Annotated in this window: 10 protein-coding genes; all 10 read right to left on the bottom strand. The window is 46.8% G+C overall.

What is annotated here, in order from left to right; genetic code table 11:
- Positions 1-4 precede the first annotated feature (4 nt).
- The 10 genes from NIASO_RS03235 to NIASO_RS03185 all read right to left on the bottom strand — a co-directional run bounded on the left by NIASO_RS03235 (position 5) and on the right by NIASO_RS03185 (position 17,458).
- On the bottom strand, positions 5-790 hold the full coding sequence (locus NIASO_RS03235) for an amidohydrolase family protein (protein WP_008583535.1): 786 nt from the start codon (positions 788-790) through the stop codon (positions 5-7).
- Entirely contained in the window at positions 780-1,703 is a 924-nt protein-coding gene (locus tag NIASO_RS03230) for an amidohydrolase family protein (RefSeq protein ID WP_008583536.1), read from the bottom strand. Before NIASO_RS03230 ends, NIASO_RS03235 begins: the two co-directional genes overlap by 11 nt.
- 65 nt (positions 1,704-1,768) lie before the next feature.
- Positions 1,769-3,277, bottom strand: a complete 1,509-nt coding sequence (locus NIASO_RS03225) for a hypothetical protein (protein WP_008583537.1) — start codon at positions 3,275-3,277, stop codon at positions 1,769-1,771.
- Positions 3,278-3,564: 287 nt separating this feature from the next.
- Positions 3,565-5,439, bottom strand: a complete 1,875-nt coding sequence (locus NIASO_RS03215) for a carbohydrate-binding protein (RefSeq protein ID WP_008583538.1) — start codon at positions 5,437-5,439, stop codon at positions 3,565-3,567.
- Between the two features lie 200 nt (positions 5,440-5,639).
- Complete coding sequence (locus NIASO_RS03210) at positions 5,640-6,989, bottom strand: DegT/DnrJ/EryC1/StrS family aminotransferase (protein ID WP_008583539.1); 1,350 nt, start codon at positions 6,987-6,989, stop codon at positions 5,640-5,642.
- Between the two features lie 84 nt (positions 6,990-7,073).
- The gene (locus NIASO_RS03205; RefSeq protein WP_025298665.1) at positions 7,074-8,987 is read right to left on the bottom strand and encodes an NHL repeat-containing protein; all 1,914 of its coding nucleotides are present in this window, start codon (positions 8,985-8,987) and stop codon (positions 7,074-7,076) included.
- Positions 8,988-9,244: 257 nt separating this feature from the next.
- Entirely contained in the window at positions 9,245-10,573 is a 1,329-nt protein-coding gene (locus NIASO_RS03200; protein ID WP_245605217.1) for a DUF4998 domain-containing protein, read from the bottom strand.
- Positions 10,574-10,708: 135 nt separating this feature from the next.
- Positions 10,709-12,010, bottom strand: coding sequence for a DUF4959 domain-containing protein (locus NIASO_RS03195; RefSeq protein WP_008583542.1), 1,302 nt, complete (start codon positions 12,008-12,010; stop codon positions 10,709-10,711).
- 41 nt (positions 12,011-12,051) lie between these two features.
- Positions 12,052-14,037, bottom strand: a complete 1,986-nt coding sequence (locus tag NIASO_RS03190; protein ID WP_008583543.1) for a RagB/SusD family nutrient uptake outer membrane protein — start codon at positions 14,035-14,037, stop codon at positions 12,052-12,054.
- 22 nt (positions 14,038-14,059) lie between these two features.
- Positions 14,060-17,458 carry a TonB-dependent receptor gene (locus tag NIASO_RS03185; protein ID WP_245605216.1) on the bottom strand — a complete coding sequence of 1,133 codons (3,399 nt, stop codon included), beginning with the start codon at positions 17,456-17,458 and terminating at the stop codon, positions 14,060-14,062.
- Positions 17,459-17,541: the final 83 nt, after the last annotated feature.

The raw sequence follows: 17,541 nt of genomic DNA, 5'->3' as shown, positions 1-17,541 counted from the left end.
CTTTTTATAATCCCAACCATTTTTTTATATTGCCTGACCGCAACCCTTCTTTTGTTTTTTCATCGGCTTCCTTTTCCCTCAGGGATTCAATCCGCAATAATCCGGAAAAATAATCCAGGATGGGCGAATGCGTACCAAAACAAAATTTGTTTGTTCCGAACTGTTTAAACAACCCGCTCCAGTTCGTTATATTCCTACCCGATGTATCGATCAGCAGATCGGCCTTTCGGAAAAGGTTTAGTTCTTCCTCATTAAGCGCCGTGCTGTTGGCTACATTTACGATAAGGTACCTTGCATCCGGAACGGCTTTTACAATGGGCACTATATCTTTTAAAGTCCATTCCTTGTCGAGATCCATCCAGGAGCTGGTGCGGCTGTCGACCATTCTCAGGCAGAAGGCAACGGGCAGGCCTTTATCGCGGCACATTTTTACCAGTTCTATACAAGGTGCAGCCGCTATATCATAACCATGATATTGAGGATAGAGCCGTACTCCCTTCATTCCCATTGTGGTGGTGCATATCTTAAAATCATCGCGCCAGCCACCATATACCGGATTGATAACTGCGAAGGGGATCAGCCGGTCGCGGTACGTGCTTTTGCTGCGGAGGGCATCAAATAATTCGTCATTGGCATGCTGCGTGTTCTTATAAAAAATGCCGTTAAGATTGCTGATCACCGAAACGTCTGTCCCAAATTCCTTCATTCTTCCCTGGAGGGTCTCCGGTGTATTGTAGTCCAATTTCAGAAAGGGCCAGTGGCCGATATAGGCATTGCTGTCAATTAACATAGACACCTGCTTTTTTTAACCGTTTCGCAATATTTTCAAAAAAGATCTTTTTTCGTTGTGCGTCTGTAAGGTTGGCAGAAAAAAGATGACCCACTCCCTGGTAAAAACTATAATCGCACCCGAATACCAGCCGGTCTTCTCCCACACATTTCAGTGCAAAATCGATCATACCGGCTGCATTGTTGCTCCCCGATACTTCAATAAAGACATTGGGCGATTCTTTCAGCACTTTACAGGCATACTCCCAGTCGATGCCGCCGCCGATATGAGCAAACTGGAACAGGGCTTCCGGATACCTTTTTGCAATGCTTGCAAAATCCTCCGGTAGTGAAATATTCTTTGGTTCAGCGGGGTATAATTTTACACGCGAATAGCCCACCGGGGAATGCATCATAATGTTCCAGTTGAGGTCAATGCATTTTTCAATGATCGGGTAATAAAGCGGATCATCAATTTTTACCTGGTTGTACAATTCTCCCAACCCCGTCATGCCGGCATCCCTGCAACGGTCGATCTCTTCAAGCGATTCTTTCTTAAATGCCGGGTTGAGGGCCACGGTACCGATAAACCGGTCCGGGTGCGCTTTCATGCACTTTATTATAAAGTTGTTTTTAGACCGGAAATCATCGGGCGTTCCTTCACTGAAAGGTCGTATAAAATTTGAGATCATCAGCTTGCTGATACCGAGCCGGTCTGCAAAATCGAGGTTAACCTCCGTTTTATACTGGTTTTCATCGGCATGGGCATGTGTATCAATCTTACGGTATTTCAACACCTCCTGCATGAAATTGCGCCGGGGCCCGCCGCCATCAAAAGAAGGCTTCTGTTTATAGGAAGCACCCGCCAGGAGACTGCCCAGCATTAAACCTGCGCCGGAGCTAGCCGTATTGGTCACAAATTTTCTACGATTCATTTTCAATGTATAGCAATAATTTATAAATCTATTTCGCGTTTTATAATTGTTGATTAATTCAAATTTTACCGCTTACCTGTGCTTAACAAGGGAAGCCCTACCATATCCGATAAGAAAGCAAAGCGATTAATGGATAATCTTTTTGCTTTGTTATAGGAAAGGCCCGGATAATACCGCGCCCTAAACAATTTCGACTCTGCTTCGTCTGTTTCCGACAATTCAAAAATATTTCTAAAAATGGTATTCAGGGTTGGATCGAACGCTCCCCAAACGACGTACCCTCCATCGGGTATAGACGAAGTTAGTCCATAAGGAGGATAGCCGGCAAATTGCCTTCCCGTTTGATTGGCATACGCCACGCGGTACCAGCCATTATCCCCACTCCACAAATTTGAAAACAACGGAAAACGGAGATTACCATTCCAAAGCTTTTCGACAATCTGATTGGCGTAAGCCTTACGGATCGCTACAGGGTCAAAGGCCGGGTTACTGTAGCCCCAGACTTTTTTTATATTTTCCTGGTTTCTAACGAATGTTTCCAGGGCAGGCACCAGTCTTCTTGAATGACTAATGTCCCATCCTGCATCCCGGGCAATATAGGAACTATCCCAGGGAACGGCCGTTTTCATTTTCCATCCGCCTTTGTTGTCTGGCACCCAACTGACGGGGGGGAGCGTGTCCGTATAGCCGGCATACCGGTTATCAAAATGACACTTCCAAAACCCTTTATCTATTGCTGCCCTTACACCATTACGGGATTTGATAAGAAAGGTGCGGGCTAAAAACAGGTCGAATATTTTGTGAATGTTATCTTTTTTATTTTGCAACGATTCAAAAGCCTTTGCCCCTTCTGCGGTAGCAGCCTGCACGCCAAATTCGTATAATTCAGACAAGTCAGAAAGCACCGTCAGGTGCCAGAGATCCACGTCAGTAAAAAAGTAATTTGAATTTTTAGCTTTTATAGCTTCAACCGTTACCGGAAGTCTTTTATTAACATAGGAAAAATAGCCAGAAGTCAGCCAGCGATCCAGTTGAACAGCCATGGTATTGAAAGCGGCTTTTACAAAAGCTTTCAGTTCCGCCGTCTGCTGACGGGCCGGGATATTTTCGGATATACTGGTAGCAAGCGCTCCCAACAGGCCCAGGAACTGCACACTGCAAAGCGGCACCTCTTTGCCGATAAAACCATAAGCGGTACATATGGGTCCGCCCGAACAGATCCAGCCGTTGCTATTATTGCTTCCGGGTATCGGCTTTAATGCAGCGAAGACGGGATTTAAAAGGTTTGCGATTTCTGCAATCTGCCGGGTATCTTTACATCTTCGCGTCATCTCTGTAAAAGCCTGCAATCCTCCAATCTGTACATCGTACAAAACATAAACGTCCCCTTCACCAAATAGTCTTTTTTGAATTTCAGTAGTATAATAGCTACGAAACTGGCTTTCCCATGCAGCTATGACCTGATCATGAATTTCCCCATTTTTTGAAAAGATAGTTTTTTGCTGCGCTAAAACCGGTTGAGCAAATGCAAATGAAAGCAGGAATGCTATAGGAAAAATTATTAGCTTATTCATATTTTATCTTTAAACAGAAAGGTGTACGACAAACTTATATTTTCCGCTCCGGCCGGAGCGGCATGTTTATAGAAAATATGAGAGGGGCGATTGGACTCCCTAGGAGTCTCGTATTTACGCGGTCCCGCTGAGGCGGGAGAGCCGATGGGCTTCATCACGGCAACGCTACAAACACCGGGCTCCCCTGGAGCCATAGCCACTCTCTCTGAATTCAACGTTTCTTTATTAAAGATAAATTTTTCATACACCTAAATACAACAGCGGAAGATTCATATTATATAGATTGTTTACTTTGCCGGCACTAATCGCATTTCCCTTAGATCAAACATAGAGTCCTGCTCTTTTGCATTGCCCGATTTCAATTCTATAGTTATTGTACCTTGTGGCAACTGCATCACCCCTGCCTTTTTTGTGCGAAAGGTAAACCATGACCCTGTTTTATCTACCTTGCCTTTTATTTTTTTATTACCGGCCGTTACTTCAAATGATTTTCCCGCTTTGGCATCGGAAACAGCCCAATCAAGCCAAACATTGTACTTGCCCGCTTTTACTATATTCACCTGCCAGATGGCTTTATCTTTTGCATCAAACCAGCCAAAGGCTTTCCATTCCGGCATATATTTAATGCGACTGCCCGCGGTGCCGGCCAGCCATGAAGATAAACGATACGATCCATCGGCTTCCGGCTGAACCAACTCCTGATGGTTGGCTGCAGGTCTTTTATCTTTAAATGCTGCGGGCATTAATTCGTCTACAGCATTTACGATCCTGTCTTCCACTTCGGGTACAAAGGGAGAGGGTTTATTGTACCAGTACATACTGCTTTCGGCTTCATAGCCGCCTTCGCCGATAACGCGGCGCGATGCTATATAGGAAGGACCATCGTTGGCATAAGCATTTACCCAAAGCCGTTCTGCGCCATAAGTGTTTTTAAGCCGCAGCGAATAATCAACCACCACTTCGCCGGCAAGGTTTACCATTGCCATTTTGTTATCAAAATTCCATACCTGTATGGGATAGTTAACTGCGCTGGGAATGGAGTCTCCTCTTTCCAATCGTTCAAGGGCAAGGCGCGCATAGTAGCCTTTTACCGTTTTGTCTTTTGTCCATTCAATCAGTTCGGCGGCGGTAGGCACTTTTGAAAAGGGTAATCGGATCCATTTCATTGTCCCGGATGGCGCCGTATTAAGGGGCTGCAATTGAGCGGTTAAAAGTTTGTCTATATTATCGGCAATTTCTTTACCATGCTGTTGAACATTTTCCATGCTTCCGCGTGGCGCAGGGTTAGCATCTCCGGCACAACCCAGCGCAATAAGGGCGGTCGTTCCGGTATGTCTTGCCTCTATTACCCGGCGCGCCTCGGCAATCCAGTCGCCATGAATTTTATGTACATCGCCTCCCAGGGTTGTACCGTGACAGGCGTAACTCAGAAAAACGGCTTTCAGCGCGCCGTTCAGATCCGCTATTTTCAGCATAGGAAGCGCCAGGTCAACAGGACCGTCTTTTGTACGCCGGTTGCTTGCAAATTGTGCCTGTCCCTGCCCCCATGATACGAGGCAGGGTTTACGATTGTTCAAGGCGGCTACTGCCAAGTCTTTCAGTTTTTGGGTGAGTAGTTCGGTGTAGCGGGTAATTTCTATAAGTTGTGGTAAGGCCAGCAATGAATCGCTAAAGTGCCCGTTTCGGTATTGCAGGATATTGATCAGGTTGCCCGGCTCTGGTCCGCCGTGCGTATGAGAAGCATAAATGGCAATTTGGGCAGGGTCCATTCCTTTTTCCTTTACTAAAAAATCGGTAACGTTTTTCGTAATGCGCCAGGGAATGCCTACCAGGTCTACGGTGATCATCAGGGTTGGGTGCTGCTCATCACTGCCCAACACCAGCGCCCTGGCCGCTATCGGCTGCAGCACGCTGTCTGCATCCGTACTGAGCCGTGCTGCATACCCTGCCATACGAATGGGAAACTGAGGTGTAATATCAGCACTGGCAACACCCGCTGCAATGGTTGCCTGGCCTCGGGGTTTTTGTTGAGAAAAGGCAGCAACTCCTGGCAGCAACAAGGCAGCCCATACCAATGCGATGCAGCGCACAGGAGTATATTTAGATGCCATGGAAATGATGCGCGTAAACTTCATGAGGTTATTATTGAATAAATTATGCATTATTTTATAAAGACTTTTTTAACCAGTAATTTCAATTCCAAACGGTTTTGCCTGCTGATCATCGCCAGGCATATTTATTTGTGTATACTATTTTCTTATAATAAATCATTATCAAAAAAGAATAAAACAATCTGCTCTCTGGCATATTGTTCCAGACCAACAGAGCATACTATTAATGCAACTTCAATATTAGCTAGCTTCTATTTCCGGGCGATCTCCGCCGCGTATTTCTGTATCTTACCTATGGCTTCAGCGATCTGCTCCATATCGTTCTTCGTCCCCAGCAGCATGTTCTGGAAGAACCACACCGACTGGGTTGAAGTCAAAACATCATTCTGGGGACATTGATTTCTTTCCAGCCACTCCTTCATTGTTTTTTCGCCATATATCTTCAGATAGTGTTTATTGGTTGCCAAAGCTGTTACGTAGGCACTTTTGTTCATTTGCCCATACCCTGCAGAATTAGGTACGCCTTCAGCGCTTAGCGCCCGTAAGAATTTTTCGCGGCTCAAACCGGCAAACCTGCTTTTATCATACCGGAACATATATAAATGATACGCGCTTTTTGTAGTGCCGGGATATAATTTTGCCGGAGTAATTCCCGGTATTTCTTGCAGCAAGCGGGAGAGGTATTGCGCGTTTTCCCAGCGGCGGTTGCTTTGCTCCACAACCCGCGTCATTTGAGACAATAACAAACTCCCCTGAAACTCTGTCAGCCGGAGGTTGGTACCGCGGGTACCTACCCCCGTGGAAAAGGAAGTAGATCGCCCTCCCTGCCCCTGGTTATGGAACGTGTAACAGTTGGTAATAAAGTCATCGCTATTGGTTGTAACGGCGCCCCCTTCTGCACAATTCAGGTTCTTGGAAGACTGAAAACTAAAGGCTCCTGCCAAACCGTAATTGCCAACCTTAACCCCCTTCCATTCTGCCAGATGCGCCTGGCAGGCATCTTCAACTACCGGTATATTATGTTGTTTGCCCATTGCCACAAAGGCATCCAGGTCTACCGGAGACCCACCAATATGTACCGGCATGATAACTTTGGTTTGCGCAGTAAGGGCGGCCTTTGCTTTGGCTGCATCTATCTGGAATGATTCGATATCCGTATCTACCAGTATCGGCAATGCGTAATTTAATACGACTACATTATATGTTGCCACAAAAGTGTATACAGGTATTACCACTTCATCGCCCGGTCCTATATCCAATGCGCCCAAAATAGTGGTAAGGGCGCTGGTTCCGCTGGAAACACCCAGGCTGTGTTTAACCCCCAGCAATTTGCTGTATGCTGTTTCAAATTTCGCCATCCGGACGCCATCCAGCCGGCCCCATTTTTTACTTCTTAACACTTCCGTTAATCCATTTTCCTCAATAGCCTCTTCCACCGGCCAGGAAGGAAAGGTGCCTGAATGCGCCTTGGGCCCACCCAGAATAGCGGGTCGGGCAGTAGGGGTACCGGCGGATACGATGTGCGGGACGCCAACGGCTAACCCCGTGCCGATAATTGCTGCACTGCTGATAAATTTTCTGCGATTGAAAGGGCTACTCATGATAGATATTTTTTTAGATTCGATAGAAAAAATTGCCGGCCGCCACACGATGCTGAACACCAATATGAAATCCGGGCTTTCAAGTTACAATTCGTAACTAAATAAATGAGAGCCGCTAACATAATAAATCCGGCCCTTAAGAAAACACCCGCCGGCTCTTATGGCCTGTGGTGTTCTTGATAATATCCGGATGTCTCCGGATTTTTGATCAACCTGGGCGATCGCATGTTCAAAAAGCATATAAAGATCATCCTGTTTACCATTTATAAAAACCCGGGGCGATTGATCTGAAACCGAATATCCGTAGTCTTTTTGGACATCTTTTTGAAAAATGATCTTTTTCGTTGCGGGGTCAAACAGGAAGAACGTTTTCCGGTCGGCAACCCCATATACCTTTCCATCCTTCCGGGTTGTCAGATCTGTATAAGACTGTGCACCAGGGATCACGGGGGCTTTCCATTCCACTTTTTTAGAAACCGGATCGATAATATACAGCAATGCGAGGTTTGCTTTTCGTTCCCCGCCGGTTCCTGGCGCCACCGTAGTGCCTCCCAGAACTTTCCCGCTGGCGATATTAGTGAGGCTCATTGTTGACTGGTCTTTTTCAATATCATTATCCGTGAGCAGCACATGTTCGTTGGTTGAAATATCGTAAAACAATAAACCTCCGCCCGTATAACCATATTCAGGCGTACCCCCTAAAATAACCGTTTTACCATCAGGATGCACCAACACGCGATGCGGACGGTGTATAACAGGAGTGCACTTAAACAATACCCGCGGGTTATTGTCTTTTGCATCCGCACCGTTTGCTTTAAAGGGCTTTTTGGTATCCCATATAACGAGATCTCCGCTGGGATACGATCCAAAAAACACATACTGACCGCTGGTGGTTAATGCGTTGTATTGTCCCAATGCGCCAATCGTGCTCCATTTATCGTCAGAAACGGAATAATTGAACTGCCGCATGGGAAAAGATCCTCCGCCAATAACAGACCGCTGGTCGGGCGATGTTCCTACACCCATTACCCATGAACCTTCAGAAGGATAATCGAAATTTACCGTATTTTTTTTGCCCCGAGCATCCTCTGTGGTCATTACTTTATTAATAAGATCCAGCCGGGTGACCTTGCTTCCGTCGGGGAACGACAGATACCGCAATGCCTGCGAACCGGTAATGACCGGCTTTTCCTCTGGCTGATGCCCGGTACCGATGGCTTTTATAGCCCCGTTATACAATTCATACCAGGCACCCTTTTTGTCTGCAAGCGCCTGCCCGTATACTTTACCATTCTTATTGCGGTACAGGTAGGCCATTCCTCTTTTTCTTTCATCGGGCTGTAAGAGTTTGTTTACCTGCCGGGATTCCGGGTTAAATGCAATAAGCTGGCTATTGGTATTGCCCAGGCCAACATAGACCCAGCCCCGGTCGTCCGTAGCCATGTATCGCTGATACTGTGCCCAGTTCTCTTTATTAATAAATCCATAATCGGTAAAAGCAGCCGTTGCAGGATCAAAACATACAACACCGCTGTTAGGGTAGGTCACCGCCCATATTTTGCCCTTATCGTCCTCCGTCATTCCCATAGCCATTTGCGGAGCGGTTTTATGGTGGAAGGTAAACGCCCGCTTTCCGAGATCGAACTCTACGAAATTGCTATTAAAAAGCGTATATAATTTCCCCCGGGAAGAAAAGAGCGAGGCATAAGGGCAATCACCTCCCGGATTAAACGGCATAGGAAATACTTCGCTCTTCCCTGTTGCCGCATCTATCATTAATAATGCATACCCGCCTCTTACATCAAAGAGCCAGGATAACACTACCTTCCGGCCTTCACCATCAAGAGCAGCCACTGTGCCCCGGGTTGTACTATAGGGAGAAGCCGGACCATGGTCGGTAAACGCAGCATTTACCGTTTCTTTCTGTTGTGGCTGCGCCGATAAAAAAACAGGTATCAGAAAGGTTGTAGCAATCAAAAAAAATTTTGTTATTCCCATTTCGATTTTAGTGTATTTATAATTGAGGTTGTTTATACTAATTCTAAACCACAACTTGTCCCGCACGGTGGGATAGATACCGTAGCAATCATAGTGTTTAAGGTTGCATAGATTCCCCGCCGCGGCGGGGAGCATAGCTTATGTGTTTTTATGTTTCCTTTTTCTGCTATCATAATTCTATGTACCTATGTGGTTAAACTTAAAAAGTCTAAACAAGTTCATTAAAAAGGTGGTTCTGTACATTAAGTATCCAATCTCTAATTTACAATCCAGTACGACCCAGTTGCATCAAAATTGTTAAACACATAAAGATCCCCATTGCTTTCCATACCATACAGTGTGGTGCCTACACAAATTATTTTTTTGAAGCGGGTCCATCCCAGCCCCATGCGGCTTTTGGAGCCAATCGCTCCGGTGGCGTATACCGGAACCGTCCATAAATACCCGGTAGCGTCTACTCCCAACAGCGTTTGATAATTAAAGAGCCCGTAAGGTACATAAGTAAAGCCGGTACCCATAACGCTTCCATTGGATGCCCCCCAGGTTGCAGTGGGCAGGGCTGGCCAGTACTTCATTTCGCCTGTTGTTTCAGCAATGGAATAAAAGAAGCCTCTTGCAGGAGCGTATTTCAGGAAGGTAAAACCCGATCCCATATTGTCGGCCCCCGACGGTGTCTTCACGATTGTTAAAACCCCATTTACGATCCGGTACATATAAACGTTATTGTTGGTTTGAATACCGATGAACCGGTCTCCGTCGTAGAAGAAGAACTCACGGAAGGTGGTACGGGAAACAAGCGCGGGGTAGTTCATTTTCAGGGTCAGACTTCCGTCGTCATTTACGGTGTATACATTCAGATTACCCGTGGTTGTCCACTCGCACAGATCGCCATTATAATTAAAATACTTGCTGTTAATATTACCGGCCAGCGCAATCTTCACACCCCTGTTCGCAACAACAGTCGGGGCTTTAAATGTCTGATAATCGCTCCGGACCGTATCAATACCCTGAGGTGGGAAAAATATGGTGCGCAACTGAAAACTGCCACCGGGCGGAAAATCCGTCAATGCGACAGCGCTATCGCCCCTGTTAATCGTTAGGGTTTGAACGGTGTTAGAATTTGTAGTATAGCTGATCTGCGAATAGACCACGCTATCCCCCGGAAATGTTTTGAGCAAGGACAGGTTGTAACGGGATTGAGTATAATCGTAGTCAAAGGCATTTATGATGCGGGCCGTCAGGCTTCCCGCAAAATGTTCGCCCCATACCGTTGCTCCTGCAATGGTAATGAGCGAGGTTTCGCCTTTGCTGTTTACATTCTTAAATTCAAGCAGCGTGGAGCCTTCAGGCAAACTGTCCAGATAAACCGAATCCCGCTGGCCGCCCAGTGCGGTGCGGTTAAAAGGCACCACCAAAGAATCCTGGCGACTGTTCCAGTAAATAATCGTACGCTCAATTTTGGGATCGGCGTTCATGTACCATACCATCTTGGCACGTCCAACGCCGGGAAAACATTGTACAGAGTCCACCCGTCCCAGGTACACCTGCTCGGCCTTGTCCGCATACTTTTTCTGTATATCATTCATTTTATCACAAGAGGATAATATCAAAGCAAGAAAGGCAGCGGCAAAAAACAAATTCGTTATCCTGTTCATTTTATTAAAAAATTCATATTAACAATTGATTCAAACATCTGTTCTTCTTCAAAAAACAGCCATGAGCTATTGCTGGGGAACGGTATTATCCCCGTACACCGAAATTTCGCCACAGGAGAAATAGTTATTCGCCGGTGGCGGCATGGTACCGGTAATTTCGCGTACAAAAAGCCTTAGATAACGTACCGGCTTGGCATCTAACGGCATGGTATACTCCATCCCGTTTTGCGAGAGGTTCAGTATCGCCTGCTGATCTACCGGCACCATTTTATCGTAACGGGTGATGGCATACCAACCCAGGTATTGCCAGTCGTTTTTAAAAGTTACGTCCGGAAGCACGGTAGTAGGGTTAATATTTGCCGGCGCAGGAGAAAGCGCTCCGTTCACCACCGACATAGAATCCAGCCAATAGGGTTTATTAGCAAAAAGCGCCGGATCAATTTTATTGACGCCCCATAATTCAAATTGTGTAAAATTGGCCTGGCCATAGGGACTGTTTATATGGTAACCCCAGATAATGATGCGGCTCAGTTTTACTACCTGCTTCAGATCAATCGTAATAGACAAACCAGGAGCCCCGGGGTTGGTTAACCATCCGCTCCCCGATGTATTGACAATATTATCCCAAAGCGCAGGCATAGAGCGTCCGGACAGGTTCGATGTGTTATCATAAGGAATATTAGCCCTGTAATCGGCATAGGGCTTGGGTACCAGCGTTTCAAAGAAAGGTGTGGTGTTATAATAAGTGGTGTCCGACGAATTGCCCCATTTATCTTCAAAGCTTACTGCAAATTTGGTAGGATTGGGCGCAAACCCTCTGAAAGCATGAAGCTCCTGAGGCACCGTAGTAAAGTACATCTGGTTGGTGGTTAATTTATTGGTGGAATCCAAATACATAAACCGGACGCCGAGCGGGGTACTTTTGGGATTGTTCCAGGAAGCCACTACCCCGCCGAATCCCGGTTCTAATTTCAGCGAATTTTGCGCAATGCTCACCAGTGACTGCAAGGGCGTAAACGTTACATCAGCACCCGCAGATCTTTGCCCGGCTTTGTTCACTTTATAGATCCTGGCAGCAACCGTACCGATGGTATCAAACCCCTCAATGGTGAGGGAATTATTATATACGGAAGATTTGTCCGTAAACATTTTTCCATTGCGTTTATATTCGGCCATTACATACAGCAGATCATTATCATCAGGCACTTTGTATGCAATGGTAGCGCCACCGTTAATGGGTGTTACGGTGCCCACTTCCACCGGTCCGGAGTTCCATACACCGCCCTGTGACGGTTCCTGGTCCTTTTTCCGGCAGGAAAATAAAAATCCGGTGATTATTATTGCAGCTAATAAACTATACTTATTCATCCGTTTACTTTTATTTTTTGTTTTGCCAACTTGATTTTTTACTACCAGCCATAGGTTTGCACCAGGTTCGGATTCACCCTCACATCTGACTGGCGGATGGGGTACAGGTAATCCCTGAAGGTGACCACACGTGATTGCGTTCCTGTTACCGGCACATAAAACTGATCGGGCTGAGTAGCAGTAAGGCTCCAGGTGGTGGGCTGCAAGGTCCAGAATTCATTCGCGCGTTTCCAGCGCCGCACATCCCAGAAGCGCTGCCCTTCAAAAGCGAGTTCAATGAGTCGTTCCCGTTGTATAATCCTGCGCATGCCATCTTTAGTAGCCGGAGCATTAGGATTGTTGGAAGCGATCTGCCAGGATTGCACCACACCATTTAAACCTGCTGCGGCCCGCACTTTGTCGATCCACTGGTACACTTCACCATCCGGCTGCCCTTTTACTTCGTTTAACGCTTCACTGTACAACAGGTACAGGTCAGACAAACGCAGCAAAGGAAACTGGTAATTGCTTGCGGTATAGGTTGTATTAGCCAATCCTTTACTACAAGAGGTTTCAAATGCAATAATTTTTTTGGGCGCGTAACAGGAAGGGGCGCCGGACATTTCCCCCGGACGGCTCTTTAAATACACGCCAAATGTGGCGCCGCCATCAATAGTAGTAGTGGCCAGCTCAAAATACCCCCGGTCAAAACCCAGGTCCGCATAAAAACGCGGCTCCCGGAAAAAATGCATCGAAGCGGTAACTTCGCCCGTGGGGATATAAGCACCAACATTATCGTTAATCGTGGCCCGGCGCGGCTTGTAGCGGTTGGCATAATCAAAAAAACGGTCTTCATTAATGGGTACCCCGTTGTTAGAATAAAACAACTCCGCCATTTGCCAGGATGCCGTCAGGTAGCCCACATATGATGTTTGATCCTGGGAATACATTGCCGGGAAGAGTGTCTTGAGCATATTTCCCAATACTCCAAAATTAAAGCTGGCGCCCGTGGAGCCTCCTTTTCCATCGGCAAATTGTTGTTGTGTAGACCAGATGACGCCCGGGTTCTTATCCACGCTTTCGGTGATCGCTTTGCGAATGGTCATTAGCTGTACCAGGGAATCACTCATGGCATAAGTACCGGCGCCGCCGCTATACTTATTAAACTGGTATAAATGATACCCGTTGCCTTCCGCTGCATCAATCGCTTCTTTGATGGCTGTTGCCGCCCGCTGCCACTTAGCCGGATCATAAACACTGGATATTAACTGTACGCCCCGGTTGTCCTTCCAGCCGGCATAATCGGTATTCCCATTAAACAGGGGACTGGCCGCTGTTGCCAGCACTTTTGCCTTTACTGCCAGCGCAATCACCTGCGAGATACGTCCCTGCTCTGTGGTAGGGTCCGGCAAAGTGGGCGGCAGCCCGGGCAGGGCCTCATCAATTAATTGTACAATATAATTCACACAGGAATCCACGGGCTCGCGGTAGTCCCAGAAATCTTCTCCTTTTGCCGAAACGGGGTGATTCTCTTTTACCAGTATAATAGGCCCATATAATTGCAATAAAAAGAAATGATAGTAAGCCTTAAGGAATTTTACTTCGGAGATCCATCTTGTCCGTTCCGTTTCATCTATATCACGGGGGATATGTGCATTTTCCAGGAAAATATTACAGTCGCGCAGCGCCACATACATAGGATGGCCGCCGCCTGTTCCCGACCAGTAATCCTGGTAAGGTGCATTGCTGTTTTGAAGGCCCTGGGCGATCAGACCTGCAATAGAATTATTGCTGCGGGAATCCCGTCGCACGTCAAATTCATCCCAACTGGTAAAATAAGCCGGGTAATAAAAGGGATCCGTAGGATCCGGTAAGTGAGAATAACAGGTCCGCAGGAACTTCTCCATCACGGAACGGTTGGAAAAGGCGCTTTCTAATGAGGGGGCGTCGTTTGGAACCACATCTAAAAACTTTTTGCAGCCCCCGATACCGGTCAATACAACCAACAGCGCCAGGATCATCAAAAATTTATGATTAAAAAATTTCATGGAATTTATATTTAGCAATCATTTAAAAACTAACATTCAAACCAATGTTGACAACACGCTGCACGGGGTAGCCCAGGCCATTGCCCGCCATTTCCGGGTCCCACATTTTAAATTTAGACCACAGCAACAGGTTAGTACCGTTCACATAAAAACGCAGGGTATTGATATGATATTTTTTCGTTAAACGCAGGGGCAAGGTATACCCGGCTTCTGCCGATTTCAACCGCACGAAAGAACCATCGCGCAGCCACCAGGTACTGGTTTGGTTATTATTACTGACAGCATAAGTAGATAAACGTGGCCAAAAAGCATTGATGTTCCGGTTATCTTCAGCCCAGTGATCGTCTGCAATATATTGCAGTAACCCTCTTTGTCCATTGTTGATAAAAGGCGTGATGTCACCCGGGCTGATAAAAAACGAAGAGCGGCCGGACCCCTGAAAAAACAACGACAGGTCAAAGGACTTGTACCCTACGCTAAACCCTGCGCCATAGATAATTTCAGGCGTGGTAGGATACCCGATCGGCACCATATCATTCGCGTCAATTTTACCATCGTTGTTAATATCCTTATACTTAATATCACCCGCTCCATAAACCCCAAAATTCTGCAGCGGCGAGTTTTTTACATCTGCATCGTCAATAAACAGGCGCTCGGCTATATATCCAAATGGCTGGCTGATCTTTGTGCCAACATGTGATTTCCAGGGCACATCGCTATAATCCGGCTCATCATAATTGGTGAACCTGGCAGTAGCATAAGTAAAAGTTCCGTTTACCAACAGCCAAAGGTCTTTTTTAAAGTTTTTCTGATACTTCAGTTCCGTTTCAAATCCCTTGCCCTGCGCCGCACCCAAATTTGCCTGGGGAATGGCCCTTAAACCAACGCTTGTAGGAATATCAGCACGGGTTTGCAAAATATGCGTTCGGTTTTCCTGGAAGAAATCGGTAATAAGGGAAAAATCATGAAACAAACCTAATTCTAATCGCAGGTTGGTTTTTTTGGCAACCTCCCAGGCCACCAGGTCATTGGCATAGCGAAGAATCGTTATGCCGTTTTCGTAGTTCCGGTTATATCCAAACCAATAGCCGGCCCCATTCATGTTTACCTGGGACAGGTAAAAAAAGCGGTCATAATTGGAGCCGATCTGATCATTACCTACCTTACCATATGTAGCAGAAAGTTTGAGCGTGCTGATCACATCTTTTACATTCTGCATAAAGTCTTCATTGCTCACCATCCACCCCGCGCCTACCGACGGAAAAAACCCCCAGCGATCTTTTGGTGCAAAGCGCTCGCTGCCGTTATATCCAAAATTGAATTCAAAGAAATAGCGGGAATCATATCCATAGGCCACCCTTCCCGCAGTAGACAGGTTACGCAGGGGCAGCGATGCCTGGAGCTCCATACCCATTTTGTAAGCCGAATCAGTGGTATTAAGGGTACCCGTAGCGGAACGGATCGTTCCCACCAATGTAACATTGATATCATGTACTTTATTAAAAGTCCGGTTGTAGCCCAAACGCGCCTCCCCGTATTGGATCGCATCTACCACTCTCCCCCCCGGCACATAGCTGAGGTATTCGGTTCCGCTATTCGGGTTTAATGCAACCAACTGGTAAGATCCGTCGGAAGTTGTGGCCGGTGTATAATAAAATGGCGAATAGGCCCTGTACTGATCATAATAGGATTTCCGCATCACATTATAAATACCCCTGGCAGAAAGACCCTTCAGCTCTCCATTAAATTTATGCTCCATTTCCAACTGCATCATCATCATGGATTGCTTTGATTGTTTGTAGGCGCTTATAACGTCCGCCAGCGGGTTATCATAGGCGCCTAATTCCGGCCCTGACCCAAACAGTATGTGATTGGTATACAGGTTTGCTGAATCTGCCGGGTAGTAGGGTAAAAACATTGCCGGGTTGGCGTTACGGGCAGACTTAAATACAGATGCACCTCCCTGGTACGGTCCGCTACCATCGTCAAACGACCCGTAGGCTCTTACGATACCTGTGGTAGAAGGCGTAAACTTTATGGTAACGTTGGAACGCAACTGGAAACGGTTGATATTAATATTATTATTGAACAGGTTCTCTTTGCTTTCCTTTAATATACCCTGGTCGTTCTGATAGTTTGCGGCCAGATAATATTGCACCGACTGGCCGCCACCGGTTATGTTCAGGTTCACCCGCCGGTTGGTGGCTTTGTTGTTCAACAAATAGTGGTACCAATCCACAGAAGGGAACTGAAGCGGGTCGCCGCCCTGTTCCGTTCCCAGTATTTTTGACTGGGAGTACGGAAGGGGCAGCATCGGATCACGGGTTCTAACGGCTTCGTTTTGTAATTTCATATAAGTAACGGGGTCTGCCAATTGCACCAACTGGGAGTTATAGGAACTGGATTGTTCCGCCCGCACATTGATCATTAATTTATCTATTCTGCCTTCCTTGGTGGTTACCAGAATAACACCGTTCGCGCCCCTGGAACCATATAAGGCCGCAGCATTGGCATCTTTCATAATAGAAAAGGAAGCAATATCATCCACATTGATCCGCGCCAGGTCGTTCGTGCTCATTTCAATGCCGTCAATCAGGATCAACGGATCTATTTTACCGGCCGTGCTGAAAGTGGTGATCCCGCGGATAAAAAAGGACGCATTGTCCAGCCCCGGCTCCCCCGACCGCTGGTAGGCGATAACACCGGCCAGCCTCCCCGCAAAAGCGGTTGTAAGGTTGCTCGACGGCACTTTTAAACTGGACGGGGTAATAGTAGTGATAGCACTTACCACACTTTCTTTTTTCTGCTTTCCATAAGCCACCACCACCACATCATTTTCACTTTTTACAGAAGCCTTCATCCCAATTTCCAGCCCCCGGGTTTTTGGAAACAAAACAGGCACTTCTTTGGGCTCATAGCCCACAGACGTTACCAGCAGCACCACGTCTCCCGTAGCCGGAAGGCTTAATTGAAACTTACCCGCCATATCAGTGTTCGTGCCTGTATTGGTTCCTTTGATCGTAACGCTGGCTCCAATGATGCCCACGCCAATTTCATCTACGATCCGGCCGGTCACCACACTATCGCGCCAGGGCCGTAAGGGATCCCTGGGCGCAGGGGCCAGGGCTTTCTTTTTCCGGATCACGATGGATTGATCTACGATCTCCCAGGAAAGCGGCTGATCGCTGAAACAAGCGTCCAGCGCCTGTTTTAACGTAGCCTGCTTCAGATCCAGCGTTACCGTTTTCGCCATCGAGATCTCCCCGGCATTGGCAAAAACAGCATACCCGCTTTGGGTACCGATCCGTTCAATTACGCTTTTAAACGGCGCATGGCTGACCTTCAGCGTTATTTGCTGCGAATGTACCGCCGCCCCGGCATGCAGGCAGGCGACGACAATAAATACTAAAGTCAATTTCATACTTAACAATAAGTCGGGATCAATTTTGCAGGCAGACCGTCCCTTCCATAATTTGCGGGCACATGATTGCATGCCATTTACGT

It is taken from the genome of Niabella soli DSM 19437 (genome assembly GCF_000243115.2).
Taxonomy (GTDB): Bacteria; Bacteroidota; Bacteroidia; order Chitinophagales; family Chitinophagaceae; genus Niabella; species Niabella soli.
Note: the sequence above shows the minus strand (reverse complement) of the source record. Positions and strands in the feature narration are given on the sequence as shown.

Coding starts and splice junctions, on each gene's coding strand:
- NIASO_RS03225 (WP_008583537.1), bottom strand. CDS start 3,277: ATGAATAAGCTAATAATTTTTCCTATAGCATTCCTGCTTTCATTTGCA.
- NIASO_RS03215 (WP_008583538.1), bottom strand. CDS start 5,439: ATGCATAATTTATTCAATAATAACCTCATGAAGTTTACGCGCATCATT.
- NIASO_RS03235 (WP_008583535.1), bottom strand. CDS start 790: ATGTTAATTGACAGCAATGCCTATATCGGCCACTGGCCCTTTCTGAAA.
- NIASO_RS03190 (WP_008583543.1), bottom strand. CDS start 14,037: ATGAAATTTTTTAATCATAAATTTTTGATGATCCTGGCGCTGTTGGTT.
- NIASO_RS03195 (WP_008583542.1), bottom strand. CDS start 12,010: ATGAATAAGTATAGTTTATTAGCTGCAATAATAATCACCGGATTTTTA.
- NIASO_RS03185 (WP_245605216.1), bottom strand. CDS start 17,458: ATGAAATTGACTTTAGTATTTATTGTCGTCGCCTGCCTGCATGCCGGG.
- NIASO_RS03200 (WP_245605217.1), bottom strand. CDS start 10,573: ATGAATGATATACAGAAAAAGTATGCGGACAAGGCCGAGCAGGTGTAC.
- NIASO_RS03205 (WP_025298665.1), bottom strand. CDS start 8,987: ATGGGAATAACAAAATTTTTTTTGATTGCTACAACCTTTCTGATACCT.
- NIASO_RS03210 (WP_008583539.1), bottom strand. CDS start 6,989: ATGAGTAGCCCTTTCAATCGCAGAAAATTTATCAGCAGTGCAGCAATT.
- NIASO_RS03230 (WP_008583536.1), bottom strand. CDS start 1,703: ATGAATCGTAGAAAATTTGTGACCAATACGGCTAGCTCCGGCGCAGGT.